Origin of the sequence: Kitasatospora cystarginea, from assembly GCF_039533515.1 — a bacterium.
GTDB classification, from domain to species: Bacteria; Actinomycetota; Actinomycetes; order Streptomycetales; family Streptomycetaceae; genus Kitasatospora; species Kitasatospora cystarginea.
The window spans coordinates 75,691-100,598 of the sequence record NZ_BAAATR010000007.1; the positions used below are offsets into that span (position 1 = coordinate 75,691).

Here is a 24,908-nt window from a genome sequence, read left to right on the forward strand (position 1 = left end):
CCTGATCCGCCTGGTATGGTCGCCGACCCGCCCTCGAGGTCACCGGATGTCCACACGCGGATCGTCCGCGGGCGGGCAGCGGGCAGGTCTTCGGACTCGCGGACACACCCACCCGTGAAGGGCGGACACCTACTGGCCGTCGCTTCCCAAACCCGACCCGGGCCCAGTGCGTATGACGGCGGTCGTTCCCACTCACCGCTGCGGGGCAGTCCCGGATTCCCACCGGGTTCCCTCTTACGACACCCTGCCTGGCGGACAGGGCGAACCAGCTGCACCGGCCAGCCTAGAGCCAATCCGCCAGCATCCGGCTGGAGAATCACTCAATCGCCCACATATTGAGACGGCGTCGGATCCTCCCTCATCCGCCCGTGCTCCGTCCGGGACCTCGCCGTACTCGTCGACCGACCCCTGCCGCAGTGCTCCCCACGGCCTGGACCCGGGCTCTCTAGGCTAGGCGCATGCGGATCGTCTCCCTGTTGCCTGCTGCGACCGACATCGCCGCCGAGCTCGGTCTGGGTGGGGCCCTGGTCGGCCGGACTCACGAGTGCGACCGGCCGGCCGCCACCGTCGCGGGGATCCCGGTGGTGACGGCTGCCGAGTTCGACGCCGACCGGCTCACCAGCCGGGAGATCTCGGAGGCCGTCGGCGGCGCGGCCCACCGGGGCTCGTCGCTCTACACGCTCGACGTGGAAAAATTGGCCGCCCTCGCGCCCGACGTCGTCCTCACTCAGGACCTCTGCGAGGTGTGCGCCGTGTCCTACACCGGAGTGACCGAGGCCGTGCGGATCCTGGACGGCGGCCCGCGCGTGCTGAGCCTGGAACCCCGAACGCTCCCCGAGGTCATCGCCTGCCTGGAACACGTCGGCGCCGAACTCGGTGTCGCGGCCACCGCCGCCCGCGTCGCCGCCGCACTGCACGCGCGGCTGGACCGGGTAGCGGCGGCCGTGCATGGCCTGCCCCGACCACGGGTCGTCGCGGTGGAATGGCTCGACCCGCTCTGGCCCGCCGGCCACTGGGTGCCCGAGCAGGTCGAGATCGCGGGCGGGACCCCGCTGCTGGCCGAGGCGGGCGAGCACACCAAGCCCATCACCTGGGACGCGGTGCGCTCCGCCCGGCCCGATGTCCTGCTGGTCCTGCCCTGCGGATTCCCGCCGGCCCGGACCGAGCGGGAATTCCATCTGCTCACCGGACTGCCGGGCTGGGACGAGCTGCCGGCCGTCCGGGACGACCGGGTCTGGATCCTCGACGGCCCGTCCTACTTCAACCGTCCCGGTCCCCGCGTCGTCCGCGGCGTCGAAGTCCTGGCCCAGATCCTGCACGGCGTCCGGACGGGCGACACGGTGACCGTCGACGAGGCCCGCCGCCCGGCCCGTTAGCGACGGCTCCGCGGGGCGCTCCCACCCCCGCCCGACCCGGGTGGGCGAAACCCCGCCCGGGGCGGGGAGGACGCCACCGAGCCGATCGGCCCGCTCAGCCCTACAGTGCCTGGCGGTAGTCAGGACCTCCCCGAGGGAGCGGGGTGCGCGGCAAGGCTGGACTGATTCGTCGGGCTGGTCGTGCCCCGGGTCCGGAGGACTGTCCTCCTGCTCTCGTGGCCGGCGCGCGGTGCCGGCGCGGATTCGGACGTGCCGGCGAGCCGTCCCCGCATCGGGCGGCTCGCCCTGGCGGCGGGTCAGCGGTGGGTGAACGACGGCGGGCGCTTCTCGGCGAAGGCCGCCATGCCCTCCTTCTGGTCTGCGGTGGCGAAGGTGGCGTGGAAGAGCCGGCGTTCGAAGCGGACGCCCTCGGCGAGGCTGGTCTCGAAGGCGCGGTTGACGCTCTCTTTCATCATGATCGCCACCGGGGTGGACATCGCAGCGATCGTCTCGGCGGTGGCCAGTGCCTCGGCCAGCAGCTGGTCGGCCGGGACGCTCCGGGAGACCAGGCCGGCCCGCTCGACCTCCTCGGCGCCCATCATGCGGCCGGTCAGGCAGAGCTCCATGGCCTTCGCCTTGCCGATCGCCCGGGTCAGGCGCTGCGAACCTCCGATGCCCGGGATCACACCGAGCTTGATCTCCGGCTGGCCGAACTTCGCGGTGTCCGCCGCCAGTAGGACGTCGCACAGCATCGCCAGCTCGCAGCCGCCGCCGAGCGCGTAGCCCGCGACGGCCGCGACGACCGGCTTGCGCAGCGCGCCGAAGCGGTCCCAGGCGGCGAACCAGTCGCCCAGGTAGGCGTCTGTCGCGTCCCCGGCCCGCTCCCGAGCAGCCCGGGTTGCAGCTGCCCTACGCGCGAGCCATACCTGACAATTCCATCAGGTCAGGTCAGCAAAAGTCAGCATCAGTCTGACCACACCCTGATCTACGCGCGCATACCTGAGAATCGAAGCCCTTCTGGATCGCGCCGACACAAGCCGCACGACAAGGTGGGCCACCTCAGTATCGGGCCGCCGAAGCCACTCGCCCGATTGTCGCAGCCGCACCCCGTTTTCGCAGGTCAGAACCATGTCGGTACAGGCTTCCGCGCGCTCGCCGCGGTCACTCGGGTACTCGCCCAGCCGCACAGCGCGCCACCCTAGCCCCCTTCACTCGTCTCAGCTGCCCCGGTACGCTCTCCTCACCGGATCGGTCGGCGTAGAACCCTCAGTTCTACATCCCGCTCGCGGACGTCACGCCCGGCGTCCTCGTGGACGAGGACCGTCCGCAGCGGCTCAAGCGCGGCACCGCCCGTCGGCACGGCCTGAAGGTCGGTGACATCCTGCGGCCCGCCGCGGCCCGCACGCACTTCTCCAAGTGACCGCTCCGTGCGTTCGGTCCTCACGCACCTGCTGGCATTACCCTCTTGCTCAACTCCCGTGAGTTCCATACTCCTTGACCGAATCGGTGGCCGGGCACCACGGCCGGACCGGTCTCGGGTAGCAGCCACCAGGCAGGCACTCGATCGACCTGGCGGCGGACCGCCCTGCCGTACGGGCCGGGCAGTTCCTCCTCGGCGTGCTCCGGCCCGGGCTGCGGCGGGCGAACCTCGGATGCGTGTGACCCCGGGCCGTGGTCTCGGCCTCGCCTCAGCGGGCGTGCCCGTCGTCGCACGCCGCCTCGGACGGAGGCGGTCCCGGCGAACGGCGCTGGAGCCGGCCCGGGACCAGACCGGCTCCCCGCTCCCGGACTACTTTCCGAGGGCCGCCACGCCGGCCTGGGCGAACTGCTCGTCCAGGTCGCCACTGGGCGCGCCGGCCACACCGACCGCCGCGACGGGCGCGCCCTTGACCTGGACCGGTGCGCCGCCGGCCAGGAAGAGGGTGCCGGGGATGTCCTTGAGGCCCGGCGCCTGGGCGAGGCGCTTGACCAACTCGGAGGTCGGCGCGTTCCAAGAGACCGCGGTGAAGGCCTTGCGCTCGGCCGACTGGTAGGACTGCGGGCCGGCTCCGTCGCCACGCAGCGTCACCAGCGTATTGCCGTCACGGTCGACCACGGCCACCGAGACGTGCTGGCCGCCCCGCTGGGCCGCGTCCAGCGCGGCCTGCGCGGCCTTGGTCGCGGCGGCGATCGACAGGTGGGTCGACTCGGTCAGGTTGCCCTTGGCGGTCTCAGGGCTCCCGGCGGCCGAGGGCTTGGCCTCCTCCGCGCTGGCGGCCACCGCACCGAAGGTGCCCGCGCCCACGGCGACCGCCGCGATGGCACCGGTGAGAACTCGGCCGAGCGTGCCCGTCTTCTTCATGGTTCTGCTGCTCCTGTCGGATCGGCTCGGGAAGCCGTGCGGCTCCCGCTGTGCCTCGATCCTCCGGCCGCCGGTGCGCCGTCCGGATCGGCGTTCCAGCCCGAACCCGCAGGCATCATGGATGACAACGGGGTCAGCCGATCGGTTGATGTGCCCGGGCGCCGCGCGGGCCACCATGCCAACAGGCGGTGACCGGCGCGCCCGAGGTCGGCGGCCCGCCCAGCAGTCAGAACGTACGGATCAGGAGATGCCAGTGCACCAGGCCGCAGCCGAGGCGGCGAACCCCGACTCGAGGTGGCTGGCCGTCGTCATGCGGGTGGCGTTCCTCGTGCTGCTCGCCGCCTCGCTCACCCGCTTCCTGGTCCACCACCTCCACAGCCCGCTGACGCCCTGGGTGATCGGGCTCAGCCTCGCCCTCGCCGCGGGCCACCTGCTGGTCGCAGCCGACCGCCGGCCCACCCGGCTGGCCGCCGTCCTCACGGTGTGGGCGCTGCTCGTCCTGATCGCGCCCAGCTTCGCCTGGTGCGCCGTACCGCTCATCTACACCGTCCTGCGGGCGCTGCCCCCGCGCGCCGCGATTCCGCTGGTCACGGCGCTGACCGCGCTGGTGGTGCTCGCCGAGCTGGAACTCGCCGACGGCTTCGACCCGACCCTCCCCCTTGTCCCGCCGGCCGTCGCCGCACTGGCCACCGCCGTCTTCCTGCACATGGAGCGGCAGAGCGCCCGCCAGCGGACGCTGATCGACGACCTACTCGCCACCCGCCGCGAACTGGCCGCCACCGAACGACGCGAGGGCGCGCTCGCCGAGCGTGAGCGGCTCTCCGCGGAGATCCACGACACCCTCGCACAGGGCCTGTCCAGCCAGCAGATGCTGCTCCAGGCCGCCGAACGCACCTGGGACCACGACCCCGTCACCGCCCGCACCCATGTCCAGGCCGCCACCGCGATCGCCGGCCGCAACCTCGCCGAGGCCCGCCGCTTCGTCCACGACCTGGCCCCGGCCGACCTCGCCGACCAGGGCACGCTGGATGCCGCCCTGCGCGCCCTGGCCGCCCGGGAGAGCGCCGAGAGCGGCCTGCCCGTCCACTTCCACCTGGATGGCACGCCGGTACCGATGCCCCTCGCCGCCCAGTCCGGGCTGCTGCGCATCGCCCAGGGCGCGCTGGCCAACGTCCGCGAGCACGCCCACGCCTCGGCGGCCGCGATCACCCTGACCTACCTCGACGACCAGGCCGTCCTGGACGTCGCCGACGACGGCCGCGGCTTCCACCCGGACACCCACCGGCCGACCGGAGGGCGCGGCCACGGCCTGCCCGCCATGAAGGCCCGGCTGCGCCAGCTGGGCGGCGCCCTCACCGTCGAGAGCACGCCCGGCCAGGGCACCGTCGTCTCCGCCGCGATCCCCCTGGAGGCCAAGTGACCGACACAGCGACCGTCCCGGTACGCCTCCTCGTCTGCGACGACCACGCCGTGGTCCGGGCCGGGCTGCTGGCACTGCTCGCCAGCGCCCCGGGCATCGAGGTGGTCGGCGAAGCCGGCAGCGGGGAAGAGGCCGTCGCGTTGACCGCCCGACTGCGGCCCGACGTCGTACTGATGGACCTCCAGCTCGGCGAGGGCATCAACGGCATCGAGGCCACCCGCCGCATCACCGCCCGGCCCGGCTCCGGCCACGTCCTGGTGCTCACCACCTACGACACCGACGCCGACATCACCCGCGCCATCGCCGCCGGCGCCACCGGCTACCTGCTCAAGGCCGAACGGCCCGAGGAGCTGTTCGCCGCCATCCACGCCGCCGCGCTCGGCCGCCCGGCCCTCTCCCCACCGGTGGCCTCCCGGATGATGGCCCAGATGCGCACCCCCTCACCCCAACTCACCGACCGCGAACAGGACATCCTCACCCAGCTCGCCCAGGGTCTCGGCAACCGCGAGATCGCCCGCGCACTGTTCATCAGCGAGGCCACCGTCAAGACCCACCTCGGTCGGATCTACGCCAAGCTCGGCGTCGACACCCGCGCCGGCGCGGTCGCCGTCGCCAAGGAACGCCGCCTGCTGCACTGAACGATCCGGTCGCCGTCGCCGAGGAACGCCGCCTGCCGCACTGAACGATCCGGTCGCCGTCGCCGAGGAACGCCGCCTGCCGCACTGAACTCGACGCGCTCGGCGTGGGTCGAGCGCCGGAGGTCCGCTTCCCAGCGCCCTGGCCGCGCCACTTCGGATCGGTGACGGTGGTGAAAGCGTCGGGCTGCGGACTCAGGCCGCCGCGGCCGGATCGGTGACCTCCTCGCACCGCTGCCGGAACGTCGTCGGGGTCGTCGACTCCGCGGTGCGCGGCTCGGTCCTCACGGGGTCAGGCCGGGCGCGGGATGTAGGCCAGGCCGTGGGCGCCGGGCTCGCCGAGCTTGGCGATGTCCAGCCGGGCCAGGCTCTGCAGCGTCTCCAGGTCGACGATGTCGACGATGTCGACGGTGGACGAGACGACGCAGGCCACATAGGCGAGGCGGCCGTCGGGGGACGAGGTGATGGTCAGCGGGAAGAGCCCCACCTCGTCCTGGCCGAGCTGCTTGCGGGTGTCGGCGGAGAACACCGTGAGGCTGCCCGGCGCATGGCGTCCGAGCGGTGACGTCGGGTCGGGCTCCATGCGCGTTTCGCCCGCGAGCAGCATGCCCGTCGACGTCAGGTGCACCGGCAGGACGATGTTCTCCGTGGGCAGGGTGTCGACGACGGACGCGGTCGGGGCGTCGATGACCCGGATTCCGGTGGCCGGACGTTCCGCGGTGATGTCGGAGAACGAACCGCCGTAGGGCGAGGCGACGAAGGCTTGCGTACCGTCGGCGGAGACGGCGAGCCCTTCACTGCCCGGCACCTCGACCTTCGCGGTGAGGACTCCCCGTTCGAGGTCGACGAAACCCGCGCCGCGGAGCGGCTCGGCACGTCACCCGCGGCGGTCAGTCGCACCCTGGCGCGGCTCCGCCGTGCCGTCGGTGACCCGCTGCTGGTCCGCGCGGGTCAGGGGATGGTCCCGACCCCGCGAGCCCTGGAACTCCGGGAGGAGGTGGGCGCGTTGCTGCTCAGCTGCGACAACGTCCTGCGGCCGGAGCCGGTTTCGACGCCGTGCACCTCCAGCGCACCTTCACCGTGCAGGCCACCGACGTGCTCCTGGTGGGGCTGGCCGGCACCTTGACCGAACGGATCCACGCGCAGGCCCCGCACGTGGACGTGGTCTTCCTCCCGGAGGCGCTGGAGGGCGGCCCCGCGCTGCGGCAGGGCTGGGTCGACGTCGAGCTGGGCGTTCTCGGTCACCTGGACCCGGAGATCCGCACGCGTCAGCTCACCAAACGGACGCTGGTCGGCGTAGCCCGCAGCGATCACCCCCTCTTCGACGAGCGGATCGACGCCCGCCGTTTCGCCGCGGCGGACCACATCGGCATCTCCCGGCTCGGCAAACGCCTCGGGCCCATCGACAGGGCGCTCGCGGAACTCGGGCTGCGGCGCCGGATCGCCGTCGTCGTACCCAGCCACACGAGCGCGATGATGCTCGCCCGGGACACCGACCTCGTGGCGCTCAGCCTGGCCGACTGGCTCCCCGGCGCCATCTCCGCGATGGGGCTGCGCACCTTCCCCGTCCCCCTCGACCTGCCGCCCCTGGACCTCGGAATGGCCTGGCACCCCCGCAACTCGACCGACCCGGGGCACCGCTGGTTCCGCGACCACCTGGCGGCCGCGGTCCTGGCCCCGTCAGGGCCGGAGGACGACAGCTCGCAGCGGAGCACAACGGCATAGTGGCGAGCTTCGGGGCGGCTCCGGGCCATGGCCGGGAGCAGGGCGACTCAGGCACGTATCCCGCCGGTCCGAACTTCGCCAGCTGATGGCGCCTTCCAGCCATCCATGTCCGGTTCTGTGGCACGAAATGGCTGGAAGCGAGCGGGCAGTACTGCGCGGTCACCTTCTGGATCTACTATCGGAGGCGGGGGTCCTCCTGCCGCGCTCAGCCGTGTTCGGCAAGCGGGGTTTCCGCACCAATTCGCTTGTATTGTCACGATGATGACGTGCAGTCACACACGTCTTCTTCTGATCAGAGGAGTGGACGTGGATGTCCGGCAAGCATGGGCGGCCGAACTCGACCCGGCCGATCGGACGTTGGTCGAGGAGTCACTCGCCTTCGTGAGCGGCGCGGACACCGACGGCGTGCTGGCGGGCCTGGCGCCCGGGCTGACCGAGCGGCAGCGGGCCTCGGTGGCCGCGCACTGCGCGATGGCGCACGCGGCCGTCCTGGTCTTTCCGGCCTCGCTCGACCGGCTGATCGCCGGCTTCCGGTCCGCGGGCTTCTCGGTCGGCGAGCCCGTGCCGAGCGTGGTGGTCCGGGACCGTCTCAGCCTCCGGTACGGTGTGCCGGCCGACGCGCTGAACGTTCGGATCGTGCACATCCACCGCCCGTCGACCGGCCACGGCCCGGGCTTCGTCGAGCTCTTCGCCCTGGAGGCGCCGGGGGGCTCGGAGTTCACCGGGATCGCCGCGCGCGAGCGCACCGAGCGGAACGAGTCCCATCTGGCGCTGGACGTCGGCGCGCCGGACGACGTGGTGCTGGCAGGGCTGAGCAGCCTGCTGACCGAGCACGGCGGGCTGACGGCCGACGGCGGCGGCTACAACGCCGTGGAGGACTGCACGGTGCTGTACTTCCGCAGTCCCGAAGCCACACCCCCGGGCTCGAACCCCGATCACTACCGCAGACTTGAGCTGCGTGTGCTCGGCCACCACCCCGGCGCGCTGGCCGCGCACACGGCGACCGCGACGGATGATCCGACGAAGCGGCTGCTGGAGCTGATGACCGGGGCCTGGACGACACAGGCGATCGCGGTGGCCGCGGAGCTGGGCCTGGCCGACCACCTGCCGGGCCCGAGCCGCCCGGAAGCTCCTTGTCCGATCGGCGAGTTGGCCGAGCGGCTCGGCGTCGCCCCGGACGGTCTCACCCGTCTGCTGCGCTATCTGACCGCCGCGGAGCTGGTCACTCCCACCACGGACTCCTACCGGCTCACCGCACTGGGCGAACTGCTGCGGCGGGATGCCCGGCACTCGCTGCGCCCGCTGGCGCTGCTGTACGGCGGCCCGTTCTACCAGTCCTTCGGCGCGCTGGCCCACGCCGTGCGCACCGGGCAGGAGGCGTTCGCGACGATCTTCGGCCAGGGCCATTTCGACTACTTCGCCGAACACCCCGCCCTGGCAACGCTGTTCGACAGCGCGATGGCCGCCAGCGCGGAGATGTTCGAGCCGGTCCCCGGGCTCGTCGACCTCTCCGACGCCCGCGTCGTCGTGGACGTCGGCGGCGGCAGCGGCGAGCTGCTCAGCCGGTTCCTCGCCCACACGCCGCACCTGCGCGGTGTCCTCTTCGAGCGCGCCCATGTGCTGGAGCGCGCCCGGCAGCGACTGGCCGACGACGGGCACGCCGACCGCTGCGACCTCGTGGCCGGTGACTTCACCCAGGGCGTGCCACGAGGCGGCGACGTCTACCTGCTCTCGCGGATCCTGCACGACTGGGACGACGAGCAGTGCCTTGCGATCCTGCGCCGGTGCGCGGCCGACGTCCCCGAGGACGCCCGACTGCTGATCGTGGAACGCCTGTTGCCCACGGACGGGACGTCATCGCTGGCGGCGGCCTGGGACCTGCACATGCTCTGCAACGTGGGCGGGCGGGAGCGGACCGCGGAGCACTACGCACGGCTGCTGTCGGCAGCCGGCTTCGACCTGGTCGCGATCTCCGGCCTGCCGCTGGACGGCAGCCTCCTGCACGCCCGCAGGCGCGGCTCGGACCAGGCCGCCCGGACCTGACGGCTGCCCAGACTCGGCACACCGTAGTGAGGATCACAGCCCTGGCGATCTCAGCCGACGACCATCTGACGGACCTCCGGAGCCGGCGGACCGGAACCGCCTCCTGACGCCGGCAGACTCAAGGGCTGGCCGCGCTGTCGCTGGACGCGATGGCCTCGATGGTGTACGGCCCCGAGGCCATCGTGGTGGTGTGGCGGCGGGCAGTCAGGGGCTGGGACACACCCTGCCGGTGACGGTGGCGATCGTGGCGTACCGTGCTGAAGAAGCGGTACAACCCGGTCAACTGGCATTGGGTGGACGACTCCGCGCAGCACCACCTCTGAGGCGCGCCCCGTACGCACGACGGCATCCGGAGCTGCGGTGATACGGTCCCTGATCGTGACAGAGCAGCTTCCGGTGTTCCCGTATCACCCTGACCCGGTGGCCACCGGCGCCATCGTCCGATCCGACGGGGAGTGCAGTTGCTGCGATCGGGCCCGTGGCTACATCTACACGGGCCCCGTCTACGCGGCGGAGGACCTCCGCAATCGGCTCTGCCCGTGGTGCATCGCGAACGGGAGCGCGGCTGCCCGTTTCGACGCCCAGTTCACGGATGTGGTCGACGACGTTCCACGGGATCGCCTCTTCGCGATCACGCAACGCACGCCAGGATTCAGCGCCTGGCAGCAGGAACACTGGCTGGTCCACTGTGACGACGGTGCTGCCTTCCTTGGGACCGCTGGAGCTGCCGGGCTTGCCGCCTACCCCGAAGCATGGACATCGCTCCAACGAGAACTCGAGTCCTGGCCCGCGTCGCAGGCCGAGCAGTTCCTCAAGGCATTGACCAAGGACGGTCAGCCAACCGCCTACCTCTTCCGGTGCCGAGTCTGCGGCAGCCACCTCGCCTACTCGGACGCCACGTAGGTCCGGGCAACGGGTTGATCGACTCGGTCGGTACGTTCGCCCGGTTCAGCGGCAGCTGACGTGTCCCGCACCGACGAAGCCGGTAGCCAACGACTATGCCCGTGTGCCCCGCCCCGGCGGTCGCGAGGTCCGCCCGCTACGCGTGCAGTTCCAGGGAGATGTGCGAGGACAGCGCGCGGAGGAAGTCGGGCGCGTCGAAGATCTCGCCGGCGGAGGCGACACCGGCCGTCCTGGTCCGTCCCGTGAGGATGCGATCGACCGCTTCCACCACGAGCGGCGCGGTGACGGCGTAGATGTCCTGGCCCCTTGCCACGGCGCGGCGTTCAGCGCCGCCGGAGCGCACGACGACATCGACGAGGAAGGTCTGATCGGACCGCCCGTGCTCGTCGACCGCGGTCAGCGTCGGCGTGTCCGGGGCCGACACGTCCCTGGCCGCCTCGACCGTCATGTAGGTGCGCACCTCGGGGATGGACAGATGGCTTGGAACGGTGACGACGTCGGCCATCGTGAACTCCCCGATGACGGCCCGGATACCCATCGGGTCGGGAAAGTGCCACTCCACCGTCGACGGGTCGTCATGGCGGTACTCCAACCGTCCGTTCGCGTAACGGACTCGCCGGCCGCCCCGCCGCTCTCGGGAGACCGCGCCCGCGGCACGCGTCCCGGCGGTGGGGTGCCAACTGCTCAGCCCGTACGCGATGTGCGCCTCGTCGGCCGCCGTCCAGTCACCCATCGCGGCGGTGGCCAGCAGGTCGCCGAGGCCGCCGTAGAAGGCCATCGCGGGGACGATCACCGCTCCGGCGGCGCGGGCGCGGTCCGTGAAGTGCGTGAACGTGTCGACGTTGGCCTCGATCTCGGCCGCCACATCCACGTACGGGATCCCGGCACGCAATGCCGCCTCGATCACGGGGGCGGCCGTCGTGGCGAAGGGCCCGGCGCAGTTGATCACGGCTGCCGCACCGGCCAGTGCGCGATCGAGCGAGGCCGGATCGCCGACCGATGCCGGCCGGGCGTCCAGTCCGGGACGGGAGGCCGCCAGTGCCTGCAACTTGTCGGTGTCGCGGCCGGAGAGAACCGGGAGGAACCCGCGATCCAGCAACTGCGCCACCACGAACCGCCCGGTGTGCCCGTACGCACCGAATACCGCCACCTTGTGTCCCGTTCCCATGGGTCCTCCCCCGTGCTCAGATGATCTGCTGTGCTCTGTCGTGATCATCCTGGCGGGGGCGGGCGCCCCACGCGAGTGTCTGGAACGCCATGACCCATACAATTCCGGACATGGACACTGTCGCGCTGGCCCTCACCGACGGGATGCTGCACTTCGAGCTGGCCATGGCGTACGAGGTCTTCGGCGCTGCCCCCGTCAGCGTGGTGGGCCCCTGGTACGACGTCGCCGTCTGCGGGCCGGACACCGTGCAAGTCGGCCGGTTCCGGTTGGAGCCGGACCACGGACTCGACCAACTCCCGCGCGCCGACACCGTGATCGTCCCGGGCTGGGCCGACGTCGACGAGGATCCACCAGCCGAGCTGGTCGACGCGGTGCGCGCGGCCCACGAGGCAGGCGCACGTGTGGCCTCCCTCTGCACGGGCGCGTTCGTACTGGCCGCCGCCGGCCTGCTGGACGGGCGGCGCGCGACCACGCACTGGGCGCACACCCAAGCCCTGGCCGCCCGCTACCCCCAGGTGGTGGTGGACCCGAACGTCCTGTACGTGGACAACGGCAGCGTGCTCACCTCCGCCGGCAAGGCCGCCGCCATGGACCTGTGCCTGCACCTCGTCCGCCTCGACCGCGGCTCGTCAATCGCCAACGCGGTCGCCCGCCGCCTGGTCGTACCACCGCACCGGGACGGCGGGCAGGCCCAGTTCGTCACCACCCCGATGCCCGCCCCGGCGAGCCACCCGCTCGCCGAACTGTTCCCGTGGGCGATCGAACGACTGGACCAGCCGCTGACCGTGACGGACCTGGCCCGCCAGGCCCGGATGAGCTCGCGCCACCTGAGCCGCCACTTCAGGTTGGTGACCGGGACCACCCCGCTGCAATGGCTGCTCACCCAACGGATCCGCCACGCCCAGGAGCTGCTGGAGACCACCGACGACAGCGTCGACACCATCGCGGCGGCCACCGGCATGGGCACCGCCACCACGCTGCGCCGGCACTTCAACCGCACGGTCGGCGTGCCTCCGGACACCTACCGCCGCACCTTCCGCTCGCGGACCCACCCCGGCCCGACCGACAGCGGGCAACACCACCAACTCCCCTGAGCCCAGGGGACCACCCTCGCTGACCGGCTCGCTGCTCTCCTCGATCGGCCGCGCGCCGCCGGCAACGCCGTGATCCGCTCGTCCTGCTCGACGGGGCGGTTCGGCCGCCGTCGCCGACGGTGGGGGCAGCCCGCATGGGTTCCTCTTCACCGAGCTGCTCACCCGCAGGGAGGTGGTCCAGCACCTCGCCGTGATGGCCGTGATCAACTCGACCGGACAGGTACGGCTGTCCGTGGTAGGCAGGCCGCCGGGCTCGACGTTCAGTCCGCTTCGCAGAGGTCCGGACCAGACTCGGAAAAGACTGTCCGCCGCAACTCGCCTCCTCGTCACGGCAAGTGACGGCGAACCACCGGCCACGGCCCGCCCCTCGACAAAGCCGGGGGACGGGCCGTACGGACCTTGCGCGGTACCGCCCGCCAGGACTGTTACGCCTGGTTGGCCGCCGGTTCCACCGTGCGTTCCACGGCCGGTGCGGGAGCGGCGGCGCGTTCCCGGTGGCCGCGCTCGATGCGCTGTCCCCAGCCGGCACCCACCAGGATCAGGACCGCGCCCGCTACTCCGTACATCCCCAGTCGGTCCCCGCCCAGCAGGACGCCCACCAGCAGGGCCCACACCGGCTCGGTGCCCAGCAGCAGGCTGACCCGGGACGGAGAGGTCGTCCGGACCGCCCACATCTGCACGAAGAACGCGAAGACCGTGCAGATCAGCGCGAGATAGAGCAGGTCGACCCACTGTCCGGGGCCGAGCTGCCGGGCGAGCGAGACGAAGGAGTCCCCGGCCAGCGGACTGGCCAGGCAGAACAGCACGGCGGCCGTGGCCATCTGGAGGTAGGTCAGGTTGAGCGAGTCGTACTGTTTCCCGGCTGATCTGCGGTGCATCACGGTGATGTGGACGGCCCGTACCCCGGCGGCGATCAGCACCAGCCAGTCTCCCGCGGACGGGACCCGCAGGCCGTTGCCGGAGGCCAGCAGCGCGACGCCGACCACTGCCATGACCGCCGCGACGAAGAACCGCGGCGGCAGCCAGGACCGGCTGACGGCGCTGTCCAACAGCGGGGTCATCACGATGGTGAGGCTGATGATGAGCCCGGCGTTGGTCGCACTGGTGTGTGCGATGCCATACGTCTCGAACAGGAAGATGACGGCGAGGATGGTGCCGAGGAGTATCCCGGTGACTGCTTCGTCGCGACCGACGCCGCGCAGTCGGCGCAGGCAGACCGGCAGCATCGCCAACACCGTGACCGAGAAGCGCAGTGCCAGGGCGGCGATCACCGTCGTGGGCGTGACCAGTTCCTTCGCGGCCAGATAGGTGGAGCCCCACACGACTGCCACCAGGAGCAGCAGGACATCGACCAGCCGGGCGGGGACTTGGGGTCTGGGCAAGGGCGTTCTCTCTTCCGGGGCGGCGGCCGACGGGGGCGTCCGGTGGGTGTCGGACTTCCCCCCGCCGACGGAGGTCGGTCTTGTCAGACGGTCAGATAGGCGGCGCTCTCGGCTAGGATCGAATGCTCCTCCCACGCCTCGCGGTCCCGCAGGTAGCGCGGATCGTCGGCCACGATCGACCGGGTCTCGGCGCCGCCCACGGTCAGCTGCCAGCGTACGGTGCCGGTCACCCTGACCGCGCAGGTGTCGATGAACGACTGCAGCGCCAGACGCAGTTCGCCGTACCAGCGGCCCTCCAGGGCCTCGCGCACCCACAACTGCTCCAGGTGCATCTTCTCGCGCATGGTCTCGGCCTCGAGGGTGGCGGTCTCCAGGTGGCGGTAGGTGCGCAGCAGTAGCCAGGCCGCCGGCATCTCCCGGATCTCGAGGACCTTCTCCCCGTTGTCCAGGTGCTCCAGGCCGCTGTACCGGCCCAGGCCGTAGGCGCCGACCCGGGTGTTCAGCTCGGCGACGAGCTCCCGCAGCGGCAGCTGCACGCCGTCGAGCGCCACCGGGACACCCTCGTGGAACCGCACCTCAAGGCTCTCCGCGGTGAGACCGGGGCGAGCGGCGCTCCATCGGTACATGTGCTCCGGTACCGCGTGGTCCTCGGGGTCGTCGAGGATGCCCGACTCGAACTCGCGGCACCACAGGTTGGAGTCGCCGCTGACGATCCGCTCGCTCATCTGGTCCAGCCCGACCTCCTTGAGCTCCAGGATCTTCTGCTCGCGGTCCACCGGGTCCAGGTCGTACGGGCTGCCGTAGTGGCCGGCGAAGCCGAGCAGGGCCAGCGCCCCGTTCAGTCGGCGCAGTGTGTTCTGCGACCGGTTCGCGGTGTGCACGACGGCGGTGGCGCCGAGCTGCTGGGCCAACTCCACTGCGAGTCTCGCGATGAGCGGACGGCTCAGCGTGGAGCTGACCGGATGGGTGTCGAGGTAGACCGCCTGGGCGGCGATGGCCGGTCGGACGAACTCGTCGATGAAGGCCTGCCGGCCGTCGATGATGTGCAGGCGCACCCCGAGCTCGTCGGCGATGCGCTGCTTGTGCTCGCTGCTCTCGTCCTCGCCGATGTCGACGCTCACTGCGTGGATGTCGCTGAAGCCTGCGGCCTTCAGCCGCAGCAGCAGGTAGCTGCTGTCCAGTCCTCCGCTGAAGAGGGTCACGATGGGCTGGTCCGGGTCCAGCGCCTCGCGCGTGAGCTGCCGGAACGAGCGGATGATCTGTCCTTGCTTCACAGTGGTTACCCTCAAAGGTCAGCTGTCGGTACGGGTGAACATGGCGATGAGCACGTCCCGGTGGCCCGGGACACCGGGCACCGCCGGGGTCACCGGGGTGACGCTGTGCAACAGCCGCTCGTCGTCCGCGAACAGGAACTCGCCCGACTCGGACAGCAGGACCTCACCGAGGCAGTCGCGGCTCTCGGCGTCGTACACCGCACTGACGCCGCCCTCGATGGAGTTCCGTCCGATCAGCAGGGTGAGCACGTGGTCGACGCCGTCGCGGTGCAGCCCCTCCGGCGTGGGCTGGCCGGCCTCCTCGCCACGGGCCAGGATCCGGTTCTGGAAGGTCTGGATCTTCCAGTCGGCCGCGCCCACGCTCCGCGCCAGCGTGCCGGCGCACCACTGGAAGATCGACCGCAGCACGGGGCCCTCCGCGACGTGCTGCTCGAATGGCTCGAAGTGCCGCTCGATGCCGCCGTTGAGGTGGTTGATGTACAGCGGCTGGGAGTAGGCCACATGCGGCAGCCAGGTCACCTGCTCGGTGTCGGCCCGGTACGAGAACTCGGAGTAGCGCCGCTCACGGTAGGTGCCGCCGTCCGCCATGTAGCCGTCCTGGCGCAGGTTGTCCCAACTCGCGGTGAACTGCTGCCATTCGGGGCCCTCGACGAACTGGGCGTCGAACACCGAGGCGAGCGTCCCGTGGACATATCCCGCCTCGGCTATGCCGGTTGCGGGGGAAGGCTGGATGGAGTTGCTCATGGTTGATCCCTTTCTCTACGGAAAACACAGGGATGGCCGGGAATCGGGCATGCGGGATCCGCCGCTCCGGGTGCGGGAGGTCAGCTGCGGCTGGGCATGCAGGACCGTGTCCGCACGGTGATCACTTCCCGGCAGTGATCTTGTGCACAGGACGGTCGGGCGTGCACCGGCCCGCGACGTGAGACATCTCGCACCCGCGCTGCCGGCTGCGGAACGTTTCGACGTTACGAGCGCACGCCGGAAACACCGCCACGCTCCGCCCCTGCCCTCCTGCTCAATCAGGAAAGGAGGGAGCGGGAGCCGAGGGTCGGCGCCACAGTCGGTTGACGGGTCCACATCAGGACTGTGCGACAGACTGCAGCATAGTCATACGCATGACTATCTGACAAGCAATCAAATCGCAGCTCACAGCAGCGATATCGAGATCACCTGTTGCGCCAACTCATACGTATGACTAGCCTCTGAGTGCATGAAACACACGGCCCCCTCGTGATCCCACGACCAAAGTTGACATGTCCCGCTACGTAATCCTGGCCAAGGATCTGCGATGCGGGCCGATCCACGAGAACGAGCCCGCGAGTCAGCCGTGGAACGGATGACTCGCGTGGCGGTCGGTCGGGGGCTGGGGCATCTCGCACCGCCGCTCGCCTAGGACGCAGTCAAACTCTGCGTGCTGACTATGCGTCAATTGCGCTTCATCAGACCGAACATGGCCAGAGCAGCATTGTTCTCCACGACCATTCCGGACGTGGGTTCAACCGAGCCGGCTCGGTCTTCGGCGCCTTCCTCGGCTTCACCGGCCCGAAGGTGCCGCTACCGGTCCACCCGGACCCGCAGGGCGCAGGGCGCAGACCGATCGTGCGGCGTTCGACCGTGCCGTGCGCAGTGCTTCAGGCCCTCCCCAACGTTTCCCTCGCCCGTCCAGAGACAGGAGTTCCCTCTTGCGTCACATCACGGTGTACTGCGGTGCCTCCCAAGGTCGGCGGCCATCGCACCGGCTTGCCGCTACCGAGTTCGGCCGACTGATCGCCGAGTCGGGTCTCGGACTCGTCTACGGAGGTGCATCGACCGGGCTGATGGGTGCCGTCGCCGATGCCGCTCTGGCCGGCGGAGCTCCGGTCACCGGCGTCATCCCGGAGGACCTGGTGCGTCACGAGGTCGCACACCCGGGACTCACCCGGCTGGAGACCGTCTCCAGCATGCACGAGCGCAAGGCACGCATGGTGGAGCTCGGCGACGCGTTCGTAGCACTCCCGGGCGGTTTCGGCACCGCTGACGAGTTCTTCGAGGTACTCACCTGGGCTCAACTGGGCCTGCACGGAAAGCCGTGCGCCCTGCTGGACACCGACGGCTTCTTCCAGCCGCTGCTGACGTTCCTGCGGCACGCCGCCGACGAGGGCTTCGTCCACCAGCGCTACCTGGACAACATCATCGTCAGCGCCCATCCGCAGGAGATCCTGGAGTCCTTCTCCAGCCACCGCGCCCTGCCGCACCTGTTCGCGGCGGCCTGACGGAGCACCATGACAATCCCCAGCTCCCTCAACCCCGTTACCACCGTGCGGCAGAGCCCCGCTGGCCTGGCGGTCTTCGACATGGACGGCACTCTGCTGCCCGGGACGACCGCCTGTCAGCAGATCGCACTCGCCGCCGGCGACCCGACCACGATCGACCGGCTCGAACAGGACTACCGCAAGGGCCTCATCGACAGCACCCGCTTCGCCGAACTGGCCCTGGAGTCCTGGGTCCAGGCCGGAGCGGACCTGTACCAACGGGCCTACGACGCCTGCCCGAAGATCGACGGCGTGCAACGCACGCTCGATTGGCTGCGTGCGCGCTCCGTAGCGACCTGCCTGATCACCATGTCACCCCGTCAGTTCGCCGCGTGCTTCACCGGATTCGACTACGTCTTCGCGTCCACCTATCCGACCGAAATCCTCGACCCGGAGGACAAGCCGCTCGTCGTCCGCCGCCTGCAACAGCAGCTCGGCCTCGACGACACGCGCACGATCGCCTTCGGCGACTCCGACTCCGACGTCCCGCTGTTCCGGACGCTCAGCCGGACCGTCGCGGTGAACGCGACCCCCAACCTGGCGGCCGTCGCGGCGCACCGGTACGACGGCGACGACATCTGGGCGGCACTCCAGGTCCTCCACCCCGTGACGGAGTCACGGTCATGACCTCACCCGGCATCATCGCGGCCGCCTGCCGGGCCTTCACCGCGGACTTCCCGGGCCAGGTGGCCGGCATCTCCGAGCCCCTGGGGGACGCCGGCTGGCAGGTGAAGTGGCAGGACGGACTCGAAAGCCGCTTCCCCGACGGCGAGTTGTGCATCGACCTCCCCGAGGACCCGGCGGGGCGTACCGTACTGCTCTGGCAGTCCGTCACCGGGGATCACGCCGAGCCGGATGTCGCCATCATGAGCTTGCTGGCCACGGCACGCTGCTACCGGGAACACGGGGCGGGGCGCATCGTGGCCGTGCTCCCCCACCTGGCGTATGCGCGTCACGACCGGCACGTGCCCGGCCAGCGCCGACCGGTCATGGCCGCGCTGCTGGCCGGCCTCGCCGCCGCCGCGGGCATCACCGACGTCGTCACCCTCGCCTCCGGTGCCCAGGACCTGCTGGCGCGGCTGTTCACCGGGACGGGTACCCGCCTCACCTTCCTGCCGGTGCACGAGCTCCACCTCGACGTTCTCGCCCCGCTGATGGAAGCGGGCTCGGTCCTGGTCGCACCCGACCGGGGCGCCGCCGACCACGTCGGCATGCTCGCCGCCGCACTCGGCGTACCGGTGCTGGTCGCCGACAAGCGCCGTACCGGCCCGGAACAGGTGGCAGTGACCCTCCGGTGCCAGGAGGACCTCCGCGGCCTGAGGCATGCCGTGATCGTCGACGACCTGATCACCAGCGCGGCAACCGTGGAGAACGTCGCCTGGGCCATCCGCGATCAAGCCGTCGATCCACGGATCGACGTGGTCGCCACTCACCTCCGGCTGACTCCCGGCGGCGCCGAACGCCTGACCAGACTCTGCAGGCAACGCACCCTGCACAGCATTCACACCACCGACTCGGCCGGCCGCGCCGTCGTCCTGGGCGGGCTGACGACAAGGCCCGCCATTCCCCGGATGGCCCAGGCGCTGGCGGCATGGCTGGCGGACGACACGTCCGCAGTGCAACCGGAACGAAGGACCCTCGCATGACCGCCATCACCGAATCCCCCCTGGCCGTGCCCGGACTCGGCTACCCCGACCTGTCGATGTCGGTCGTGTGCCTCGACCAGACCCGGCTCGGCGAGCACATCGAAACCCTGCAGGGCCTCGGTATCTCACGCCTGCACGTCGATCTGGTCGACCCGGCCTTCGGCGGCGGCCTCGGGCTTCCCCTCGAAACCATCAGCGACCTGCGCCGCAACTGCCCGCTGCCGGTGGACGTCCACATCATGCTCTCCCGACCCGAGCTGCTGCTCACCGAGGCGGCCTCCCGCGGCGCTGCAGGCATCTGCGTGCACCAGCGCTCGCTGACCCCGAAGATCGCTCTGCTCCTGCGTGGCATCGCCGCCAAGGGAACCGAGGTCGGACTGGCCATCGACCCCGACGAGTCCATCTCCATGTCGGCGCTCGAAGCCGTCCGCCCCGAGCGGTTGACGGTGATGAGCGTCGTCCCCGGAGGCGCCGGCCGCCCGTTCCGACCGGAGGCCCTGACCACCGTCGCCGAGGCACGAAGGCTGCGCGAACGCGGTCTCATCAAGCGAGTTGAAGTCGACGGGGCGGTGGGTCCGCAGACCGCTGACCGCATGGTCGCGGCCGGTGCGGACCAACTCGTACTGGGAAGCACGGTCTTCCCGAACCGGTCCCCCCTCGCCAACCACCTGCCCGAGCTGCTCCGCTCGCTGGCCGGTCCCTCCCACCCGACTTCCTGACGGAGGACTTCCCATGCGTACCCAGACGATCCGGATCGGCGACATCCAGCGCGACCTCCCCGTGGTGGCAGTGAGCGAAAGCCTCAGCATCGCCTTCCTCAAGCTGTACGGCGACCTGGAGTTGGTCGACGCGGCAACGAACGCCCTGGCCGAGCGCCTGCGGGATGACGTGGACGTCATTCTCGGCCCCGAGTCGGGCGGCATCCTGCTCGCGCACAAGCTCGCCGAAAAGGCACACAAGCCCTATCTGGTGGCCCGGAAGAAGGTCCGGCCGAACATGGCCGCACCGATTCGCGTCCCGGTCCAGACCATCGGTACCGCGGGCTCCCAGGAACTGGTCCTCGGAGAGGACGATGCGGCGCTGGTCCACGGCCGGCGCGTCGCCCTGATCGACGAAGTGGTCAGCAGCGGCGGTACCCTGACCGCTCTGCAGGCACTGGTCGACGCCGCCGGCGGCGAGATCGTCCAGATCCTCGCGGTGGCGACCGAAGGAGACGAACGCCCCTCGGTCACCAGCCTGTTCCACCTGCCGCTCTTCACCACCACCGCACCGGACGAGACCGCCGGATGAACCGGCAAGACCGCCGCTGGCACAGTGTGACCGCCCTGTGCCTGGTCCAGGTCCTCGTGGCGCTCGAGTTCTCGATCGCCAACGTGGCCCTGCCGGTCCTCGCACAGGACTTCGCCGTGTCGGCCCGGGACCTGCAGTGGGTCCTGTCGGGGTACGCACTCGCCTACGGGTCGACGCTCCTGTGCGGTGGGCGCTTCGCCGACGCCTACGGTCCGCGGAGGGTACTGCTCATCGGTCTGACCGCCTTCACCGCCGCTTCGGTGGCGGCCGCGCTCACCCCGGCCTTCGCCCTCCTGATCGCGTTCCGCGTGGCGCAAGGGGTGGCCGCCGCCGCGGCCACCCCGGCCGCACTCGCGCTGATCACGACACTCTGCACGGGCCGGGCCCGGACGGTGGCACTCGGCTGGTGGGGCGCCGGGGCTTCACTGGGATTCGCGACCGGCGCCGCTCTGGGCGGGATGCTCACCCAACTCGCGGGCTGGCCGGCAACGTTCTGGTGCTGTGCGCTACTGGCGGCGGCAACCGCGGTCATGGTCCGGCTGTGGGTTCCGGAGGCACCCGCCGGGGCCCAGGGTCGCCCGGACATCGTGGGCGCACTCCTCCTCGCCGCCTGCGCCGCAGCGGCCATCAGTACGCTGTCGCTGCTGCCCGAGGCTGCGGAGAAGACCTGGCAGATCAGTGGCTGCACCCTCTCGTCGGTGGCGCTGTGGGCCGTCTTCCGGATGCACGGTGACCGCCAGGCCGACCCTCTCCTGCCACGTGGGTTCGTCACCCGTGGACCAGTGCTGCGGGCCAATCTCGCCGGCGCCTGGGCCGCCGCAGCGGGGGGTTCGATGGTCTACTTCGCCGCCGCTTTCATGCAGAGTGCGCTCCGTTGGCCCGATCTCGTCACCGGCCTCACGCTGCTACCGGACGCGGCGGCGGCGGCGATCGGTGCACGCGTCGCCGCACCACTGCACCGCCGGCTCGGCACGCTCCGGGCCTGTGCTGCCGGGTTGGGCGCCATTGCGGTCGGCATGACGGTACTTGCCGGCACCCCGGTGACCGGGCTTCCCCTGGCCTTCATACTGGCCGGGACCTGTCTCACCGGTTTCGGCCTGGTCCTCGTTGCGGTGGTCACCGCCGTGGCGGCGACCACCGAGCTGAACGCGGACGAGCACGGCCTCTCCGGTGGCCTCCTCATCACCACTCAACAGCTGGGCGTCTCACTCGGCTTGGCCGGTCTGCTGGTCGTCGGCCAGTTGACCACCGATGCACCGCTGTCCGTCAGCGGCACGCGGACCTGTTTCCTTGCCGGCGGCGTGCTCGCGGCTCTCGGAAGTGCGGCAATTCCGTTCACCGGAAGAGCCGGAGATAAGCGGCAACGGGTAGCACAGGACGCCTGACCGGGGCCGTCCGACGATCCGGACGCGGCTCGACCCGCGCATGAGTCGGCGGCATCGTCACGGTGACCAACTGACCGCCGTACGGAGCAGCGCCGCCCCGAGGCGCACGACCGGGGATACCCGCTTCATCAGGACACGGGCTCACCCGATCGGAAACGTCCGGAGCGGTCTACACTCACTCAGCGACAGAGGCAGAACGACGGACACCACCGCTCGGCTGGGAGACCGTGAGATCGACGAGACTGGAATACCCGCACACCAAGGAGAGCGAGCTGATAGGTTTCAGACGATTGGTATGTAGATGAATGGCAACGACCAGCGCCGCCCCGTCACTGCCACGGATGTGGCCCGAGCGGCGAAGGTGTCCCAGTCGACGGTCTCGCTGGTACTCAACGGCAAGTGGCAGGGCAGAATCCGTGAGGACACCGCCCGTCGCGTGATGAGGACCGCGGATGATCTGGGCTACCGGATCAACCAGTCCGCTCGTAATCTGCGGCTGGGTAGCACCGGAACGGTCCTCCTGGCCGTCCCGACACTGGTCAATCCGGTCTTCGCGACCGTTCACGCCGGCGCCGCCCGTGTCGGCGCGAGCAACGGTCTCGGCATCGTGGTCTTCCCACTCAGCGCAGAGGACGGCTTCGGACCGTTCCCCACGCCTCGGCAGGCGCTCGACGGAGTGATCGCCTGTTCGCTGTCCGCCCACGCCGTCTCCAACCTGCGGACCGGACTCCCCCTGGTCGTCCTCGACGACGCGCCCGTCCCCGACACGCCGACCGTGACCATGGACACCGGCGGCGGAATGGCGAAGGCGCTGGCCCACCTCACCGCCCTCGGTCACCGGCGCATCCTGCACCTGCGCGCCGAACGCCCCGCATGGACGTTCACTCGACGGGCGGAGGCGTTCGACCAGTGCATCCTCAGCCATCCGCAGGTGACGGCGGACCACCTCTCGTGCTCCTTCGCGATCGAGGAGATCCGCGACCGGACGATCCAGGCACTGTCCGTCGCCAACCGTCCCACGGCCATCGTCTGCGACGACGACAACATGGCCTTGTCCATCTATGCCGCAGCAAGCGCGCTCGATCTGACCATCGGCAGGGACCTTTCCGTCATCGGATTCAACGATCTGCCAACGGCGGCTTTGGCCACACCTCCTCTCACCACCGTCCGACTCCCTCTCGGCGCACTCGGCTTCCGAGGAATGCAGGCGCTCATCGATCTCCGCGGTGGGGTCGCGAACGATCCGGTGACGCTTCCGACCGAACTCGTCATCCGGAAGTCCACCGGGCCTGCCCCGGCGACCACCTGATCCAGCTGCTCGACATCGTCCGGTCGATCCGGCGGGCACGGAGCCGCAGGACGCCGTTCACTCACGAACTCACTGACTGACTGACTCCGCGGGCGTCGCCGGAGGCCAGCGGTACCACGTCCTCGACGGCGACTGGGTGGCCGACCGCCGAGGTGGCGGCGGCCTGAAGGCTGGCGACGGTGGACGGGCCCTGAGCGCCCGCCGCGAGGAGCACCATGCCGTGGCCGCGGGCGACCAGGGCGGCGGGCACCTGGTCGTGTGCGACGGCGTCACGGGCGGCGTCGGCGCTGGGGTAGCGGTGGAAGGTGTACGCGTCGGGCGTGGTGTCGTTCAGGGCGAGTTCGGTCTGCGCGGCCGACTGCTCGGAGGCCGCGATGCCCAGTGCCTGGTGATGAGCCGTGGGCGCGTGGAAGGCCGCCAGGTAGACCGCGACGAACACCGTCCCGATCGCCAGAGCGGTCACCACCGGACCGAGCATGGCCTTGCGGATCCCGGCACCGGCGGCGAGCACCGGGGTGGGGACGCCGGGCTCGGTGTCGAGCAGCGCATGGCGGCCGTGTCGCTCGGTCTTCCCGGGACGGGAGGCGGGCGGCACGTCGACGGACGCCCCTTCCTGCCGGTCGGCTGACGAGGCCGACCGGGTCGACTCGGCCCCTTCGGGGTAGGTGTGCGAGGAGACAGTCGTGCTGTGGTGCATGGGGAGGATATCTACCGCTTACGCGCGGCGTGCGATCGGGGGACTTCTTGCGGTGAGCGCCAACTGGGCTTCAGCCGTGCGGACTTGCCCGTCAAGCACCCGTGCCGGATCGGCCCGACAACCGCCTGCAAGGGCCGACTCGGCACGGGAGAAGACTTCTAGAAGAAGCCGCCGTCCATGGCCAGCGTGCGGCCGGTCATGTAGGCAGCGTCGCCGGAGGCGAGGAAGGCGTAACCCGCGGCGATCTCTTCGGGCTGGGCCAGGCGCCCGAGCGCACCGTGGACGGACAGCCACTGGGAGAGCGGCATCGACCCCCTGAGCTGGGGGTGCTGGTAACTGGCGGCATGCTCCGCGGCCATCTCGGTGGCGGTACCGCCGGGGGCGATCGCATTGATGGTGATGCCCCGCCGACCGAGCTCCGCGGACAGGTTGAGGACCATGGATTCCACGGCCGCCTTGGACGAGGCGTACAGGGTGTGACCGAACACCGCTCGGGCGGCGCTCACCGAGGAGGTGAGCACGATCCGCCCGCCCTCCCGCATGTGGGCAGCGGCGTGCTGGACGGCGAACAGCTGACCGCGGGTGTTCACGGTGAAGACACGGTCGAAGTCGGCCGGGGTGATGTTCTCCAGGGCGTCGAAATGCTCGATGCCGGCGCACGAGGCCAGCACGTCGAGCCGGCCGAACTCGGACACCGCCCGCTCGATCAGGGCCTTGGTCTGCTCGGGGTCCGCGACGTCCGCGCACATGGCGAGTGCCCTGCCGCCGTCGGCCGCGAGCCTGGCGACCAGCGCGTCCGCCGCCTGCTGGTTGCCGCGGTAGCCGATGACGATCGCCGCCCCCTCCGCGGCCAACCGTGTAGCGACCGCCGCGCCGATCCCCCGGCTGCCTCCGGTCACCACCGCGATCTTGCCCGTGAAGCGGCTGCTGCCCACAGATGCCATGGG

At 70.7% G+C, this 24,908-nt stretch carries 23 protein-coding genes, 1 pseudogene and 1 riboswitch; of the genes and pseudogenes, 15 read left to right on the forward strand and 9 right to left on the reverse strand.

Annotated elements, in window-relative coordinates:
• Positions 1-76 precede the first annotated feature (76 nt).
• A riboswitch (cobalamin riboswitch) is annotated at positions 77-272 on the reverse strand.
• 186 nt (positions 273-458) lie between these two features.
• Positions 459-1,376: a cobalamin-binding protein gene (locus ABD369_RS10490; protein ID WP_344636028.1), complete on the forward strand. Its 918-nt coding sequence runs from the start codon at positions 459-461 to the stop codon at positions 1,374-1,376.
• A gap of 296 nt (positions 1,377-1,672) precedes the next feature.
• Here ABD369_RS10490 and ABD369_RS10495 read toward each other — a convergent pair.
• Both ABD369_RS10495 and ABD369_RS10500 read right to left on the reverse strand, forming a co-directional pair.
• A pseudogene (locus ABD369_RS10495) lies at positions 1,673-2,272 on the reverse strand (enoyl-CoA hydratase-related protein); the annotation flags it as partial.
• A gap of 872 nt (positions 2,273-3,144) precedes the next feature.
• Complete coding sequence (locus tag ABD369_RS10500) at positions 3,145-3,696, reverse strand: GlcG/HbpS family heme-binding protein (RefSeq protein ID WP_344636029.1); 552 nt, start codon at positions 3,694-3,696, stop codon at positions 3,145-3,147.
• A gap of 247 nt (positions 3,697-3,943) precedes the next feature.
• Between ABD369_RS10500 and ABD369_RS10505 the strand changes: the two genes are divergently transcribed.
• Positions 3,944-5,116 carry a sensor histidine kinase gene (locus ABD369_RS10505; RefSeq protein ID WP_344636030.1) on the forward strand — a complete coding sequence of 391 codons (1,173 nt, stop codon included), beginning with the start codon at positions 3,944-3,946 and terminating at the stop codon, positions 5,114-5,116.
• Positions 5,113-5,754 (forward strand): response regulator, encoded by a 642-nt coding sequence (locus ABD369_RS10510; RefSeq protein ID WP_344636031.1) that lies wholly within the window; start codon positions 5,113-5,115, stop codon positions 5,752-5,754. The genes ABD369_RS10505 and ABD369_RS10510 overlap by 4 nt, the downstream gene beginning before the upstream one ends.
• Positions 5,755-6,043: 289 nt before the next feature.
• Here the strand turns inward: ABD369_RS10510 and ABD369_RS10515 are convergent, their stop codons facing one another.
• On the reverse strand, positions 6,044-6,559 hold the full coding sequence (locus ABD369_RS10515; RefSeq protein WP_344636032.1) for a YncE family protein: 516 nt from the start codon (positions 6,557-6,559) through the stop codon (positions 6,044-6,046).
• Here ABD369_RS10515 and ABD369_RS10520 point away from each other — a divergent pair.
• The 4 genes from ABD369_RS10520 to ABD369_RS10535 all read left to right on the forward strand — a co-directional run bounded on the left by ABD369_RS10520 (position 6,515) and on the right by ABD369_RS10535 (position 10,422).
• Positions 6,515-6,877, forward strand: coding sequence for a LysR family transcriptional regulator (locus ABD369_RS10520; protein ID WP_344636033.1), 363 nt, complete (start codon positions 6,515-6,517; stop codon positions 6,875-6,877). The two genes, ABD369_RS10515 and ABD369_RS10520, sit on opposite strands and share 45 nt — an antisense overlap.
• Complete coding sequence (locus ABD369_RS10525) at positions 6,808-7,476, forward strand: LysR substrate-binding domain-containing protein (RefSeq protein ID WP_344636034.1); 669 nt, start codon at positions 6,808-6,810, stop codon at positions 7,474-7,476. The genes ABD369_RS10520 and ABD369_RS10525 overlap by 70 nt, the downstream gene beginning before the upstream one ends.
• A gap of 306 nt (positions 7,477-7,782) precedes the next feature.
• Positions 7,783-9,519 (forward strand): methyltransferase, encoded by a 1,737-nt coding sequence (locus ABD369_RS10530; protein ID WP_344636035.1) that lies wholly within the window; start codon positions 7,783-7,785, stop codon positions 9,517-9,519.
• Positions 9,520-9,915: 396 nt separating this feature from the next.
• On the forward strand, positions 9,916-10,422 hold the full coding sequence (locus ABD369_RS10535) for a CbrC family protein (protein WP_425557585.1): 507 nt from the start codon (positions 9,916-9,918) through the stop codon (positions 10,420-10,422).
• A gap of 136 nt (positions 10,423-10,558) precedes the next feature.
• On the opposite strand, the gene ABD369_RS10540 is transcribed toward ABD369_RS10535, so the two are convergent.
• On the reverse strand, positions 10,559-11,590 hold the full coding sequence (locus ABD369_RS10540) for a saccharopine dehydrogenase family protein (protein WP_344636037.1): 1,032 nt from the start codon (positions 11,588-11,590) through the stop codon (positions 10,559-10,561).
• A gap of 110 nt (positions 11,591-11,700) precedes the next feature.
• Here ABD369_RS10540 and ABD369_RS10545 point away from each other — a divergent pair, with 110 nt between their 5' ends.
• Entirely contained in the window at positions 11,701-12,684 is a 984-nt protein-coding gene (locus ABD369_RS10545; RefSeq protein WP_344636038.1) for a helix-turn-helix domain-containing protein, read from the forward strand.
• Between the two features lie 425 nt (positions 12,685-13,109).
• Here the strand turns inward: ABD369_RS10545 and ABD369_RS10550 are convergent, their stop codons facing one another.
• The 3 genes from ABD369_RS10550 to ABD369_RS10560 all read right to left on the reverse strand — a co-directional run bounded on the left by ABD369_RS10550 (position 13,110) and on the right by ABD369_RS10560 (position 16,084).
• Entirely contained in the window at positions 13,110-14,066 is a 957-nt protein-coding gene (locus ABD369_RS10550; RefSeq protein ID WP_344636039.1) for a DMT family transporter, read from the reverse strand.
• An 83-nt stretch (positions 14,067-14,149) separates the two neighbouring features.
• Complete coding sequence (locus ABD369_RS10555) at positions 14,150-15,340, reverse strand: argininosuccinate synthase-related protein (protein WP_344636040.1); 1,191 nt, start codon at positions 15,338-15,340, stop codon at positions 14,150-14,152.
• 18 nt (positions 15,341-15,358) lie between these two features.
• A complete protein-coding gene (locus tag ABD369_RS10560) occupies positions 15,359-16,084 on the reverse strand; it encodes a 2OG-Fe dioxygenase family protein (RefSeq protein WP_344636041.1) in 726 nt (241 codons plus the stop codon).
• A gap of 941 nt (positions 16,085-17,025) precedes the next feature.
• Between ABD369_RS10560 and ABD369_RS10565 the strand changes: the two genes are divergently transcribed.
• The 7 genes from ABD369_RS10565 to ABD369_RS10595 all read left to right on the forward strand — a co-directional run bounded on the left by ABD369_RS10565 (position 17,026) and on the right by ABD369_RS10595 (position 23,264).
• Complete coding sequence (locus ABD369_RS10565; RefSeq protein ID WP_344636042.1) at positions 17,026-17,595, forward strand: LOG family protein; 570 nt, start codon at positions 17,026-17,028, stop codon at positions 17,593-17,595.
• Positions 17,596-17,604: 9 nt separating this feature from the next.
• Positions 17,605-18,261, forward strand: a complete 657-nt coding sequence (locus tag ABD369_RS10570) for an HAD family hydrolase (RefSeq protein WP_344636043.1) — start codon at positions 17,605-17,607, stop codon at positions 18,259-18,261.
• Positions 18,258-19,280 carry a ribose-phosphate pyrophosphokinase-like domain-containing protein gene (locus tag ABD369_RS10575; protein WP_344636044.1) on the forward strand — a complete coding sequence of 341 codons (1,023 nt, stop codon included), beginning with the start codon at positions 18,258-18,260 and terminating at the stop codon, positions 19,278-19,280. The genes ABD369_RS10570 and ABD369_RS10575 overlap by 4 nt, the downstream gene beginning before the upstream one ends.
• On the forward strand, positions 19,277-19,999 hold the full coding sequence (locus ABD369_RS10580) for a ribulose-phosphate 3-epimerase (RefSeq protein WP_344636045.1): 723 nt from the start codon (positions 19,277-19,279) through the stop codon (positions 19,997-19,999). Before ABD369_RS10575 ends, ABD369_RS10580 begins: the two co-directional genes overlap by 4 nt.
• Positions 20,000-20,012: 13 nt before the next feature.
• On the forward strand, positions 20,013-20,570 hold the full coding sequence (locus ABD369_RS10585; protein WP_344636046.1) for a phosphoribosyltransferase family protein: 558 nt from the start codon (positions 20,013-20,015) through the stop codon (positions 20,568-20,570).
• Positions 20,567-21,955 carry an MFS transporter gene (locus ABD369_RS10590; protein WP_344636047.1) on the forward strand — a complete coding sequence of 463 codons (1,389 nt, stop codon included), beginning with the start codon at positions 20,567-20,569 and terminating at the stop codon, positions 21,953-21,955. The genes ABD369_RS10585 and ABD369_RS10590 overlap by 4 nt, the downstream gene beginning before the upstream one ends.
• A gap of 301 nt (positions 21,956-22,256) precedes the next feature.
• Positions 22,257-23,264: a LacI family DNA-binding transcriptional regulator gene (locus tag ABD369_RS10595; protein WP_344636048.1), complete on the forward strand. Its 1,008-nt coding sequence runs from the start codon at positions 22,257-22,259 to the stop codon at positions 23,262-23,264.
• A gap of 61 nt (positions 23,265-23,325) precedes the next feature.
• On the opposite strand, the gene ABD369_RS10600 is transcribed toward ABD369_RS10595, so the two are convergent.
• Together ABD369_RS10600 and ABD369_RS10605 are read right to left on the reverse strand one after the other, a co-directional pair.
• Positions 23,326-23,961, reverse strand: a complete 636-nt coding sequence (locus ABD369_RS10600) for a hypothetical protein (RefSeq protein ID WP_344636049.1) — start codon at positions 23,959-23,961, stop codon at positions 23,326-23,328.
• Between the two features lie 158 nt (positions 23,962-24,119).
• On the reverse strand, positions 24,120-24,905 hold the full coding sequence (locus ABD369_RS10605; protein WP_344636050.1) for an SDR family NAD(P)-dependent oxidoreductase: 786 nt from the start codon (positions 24,903-24,905) through the stop codon (positions 24,120-24,122).
• Positions 24,906-24,908 lie beyond the last annotated feature (3 nt).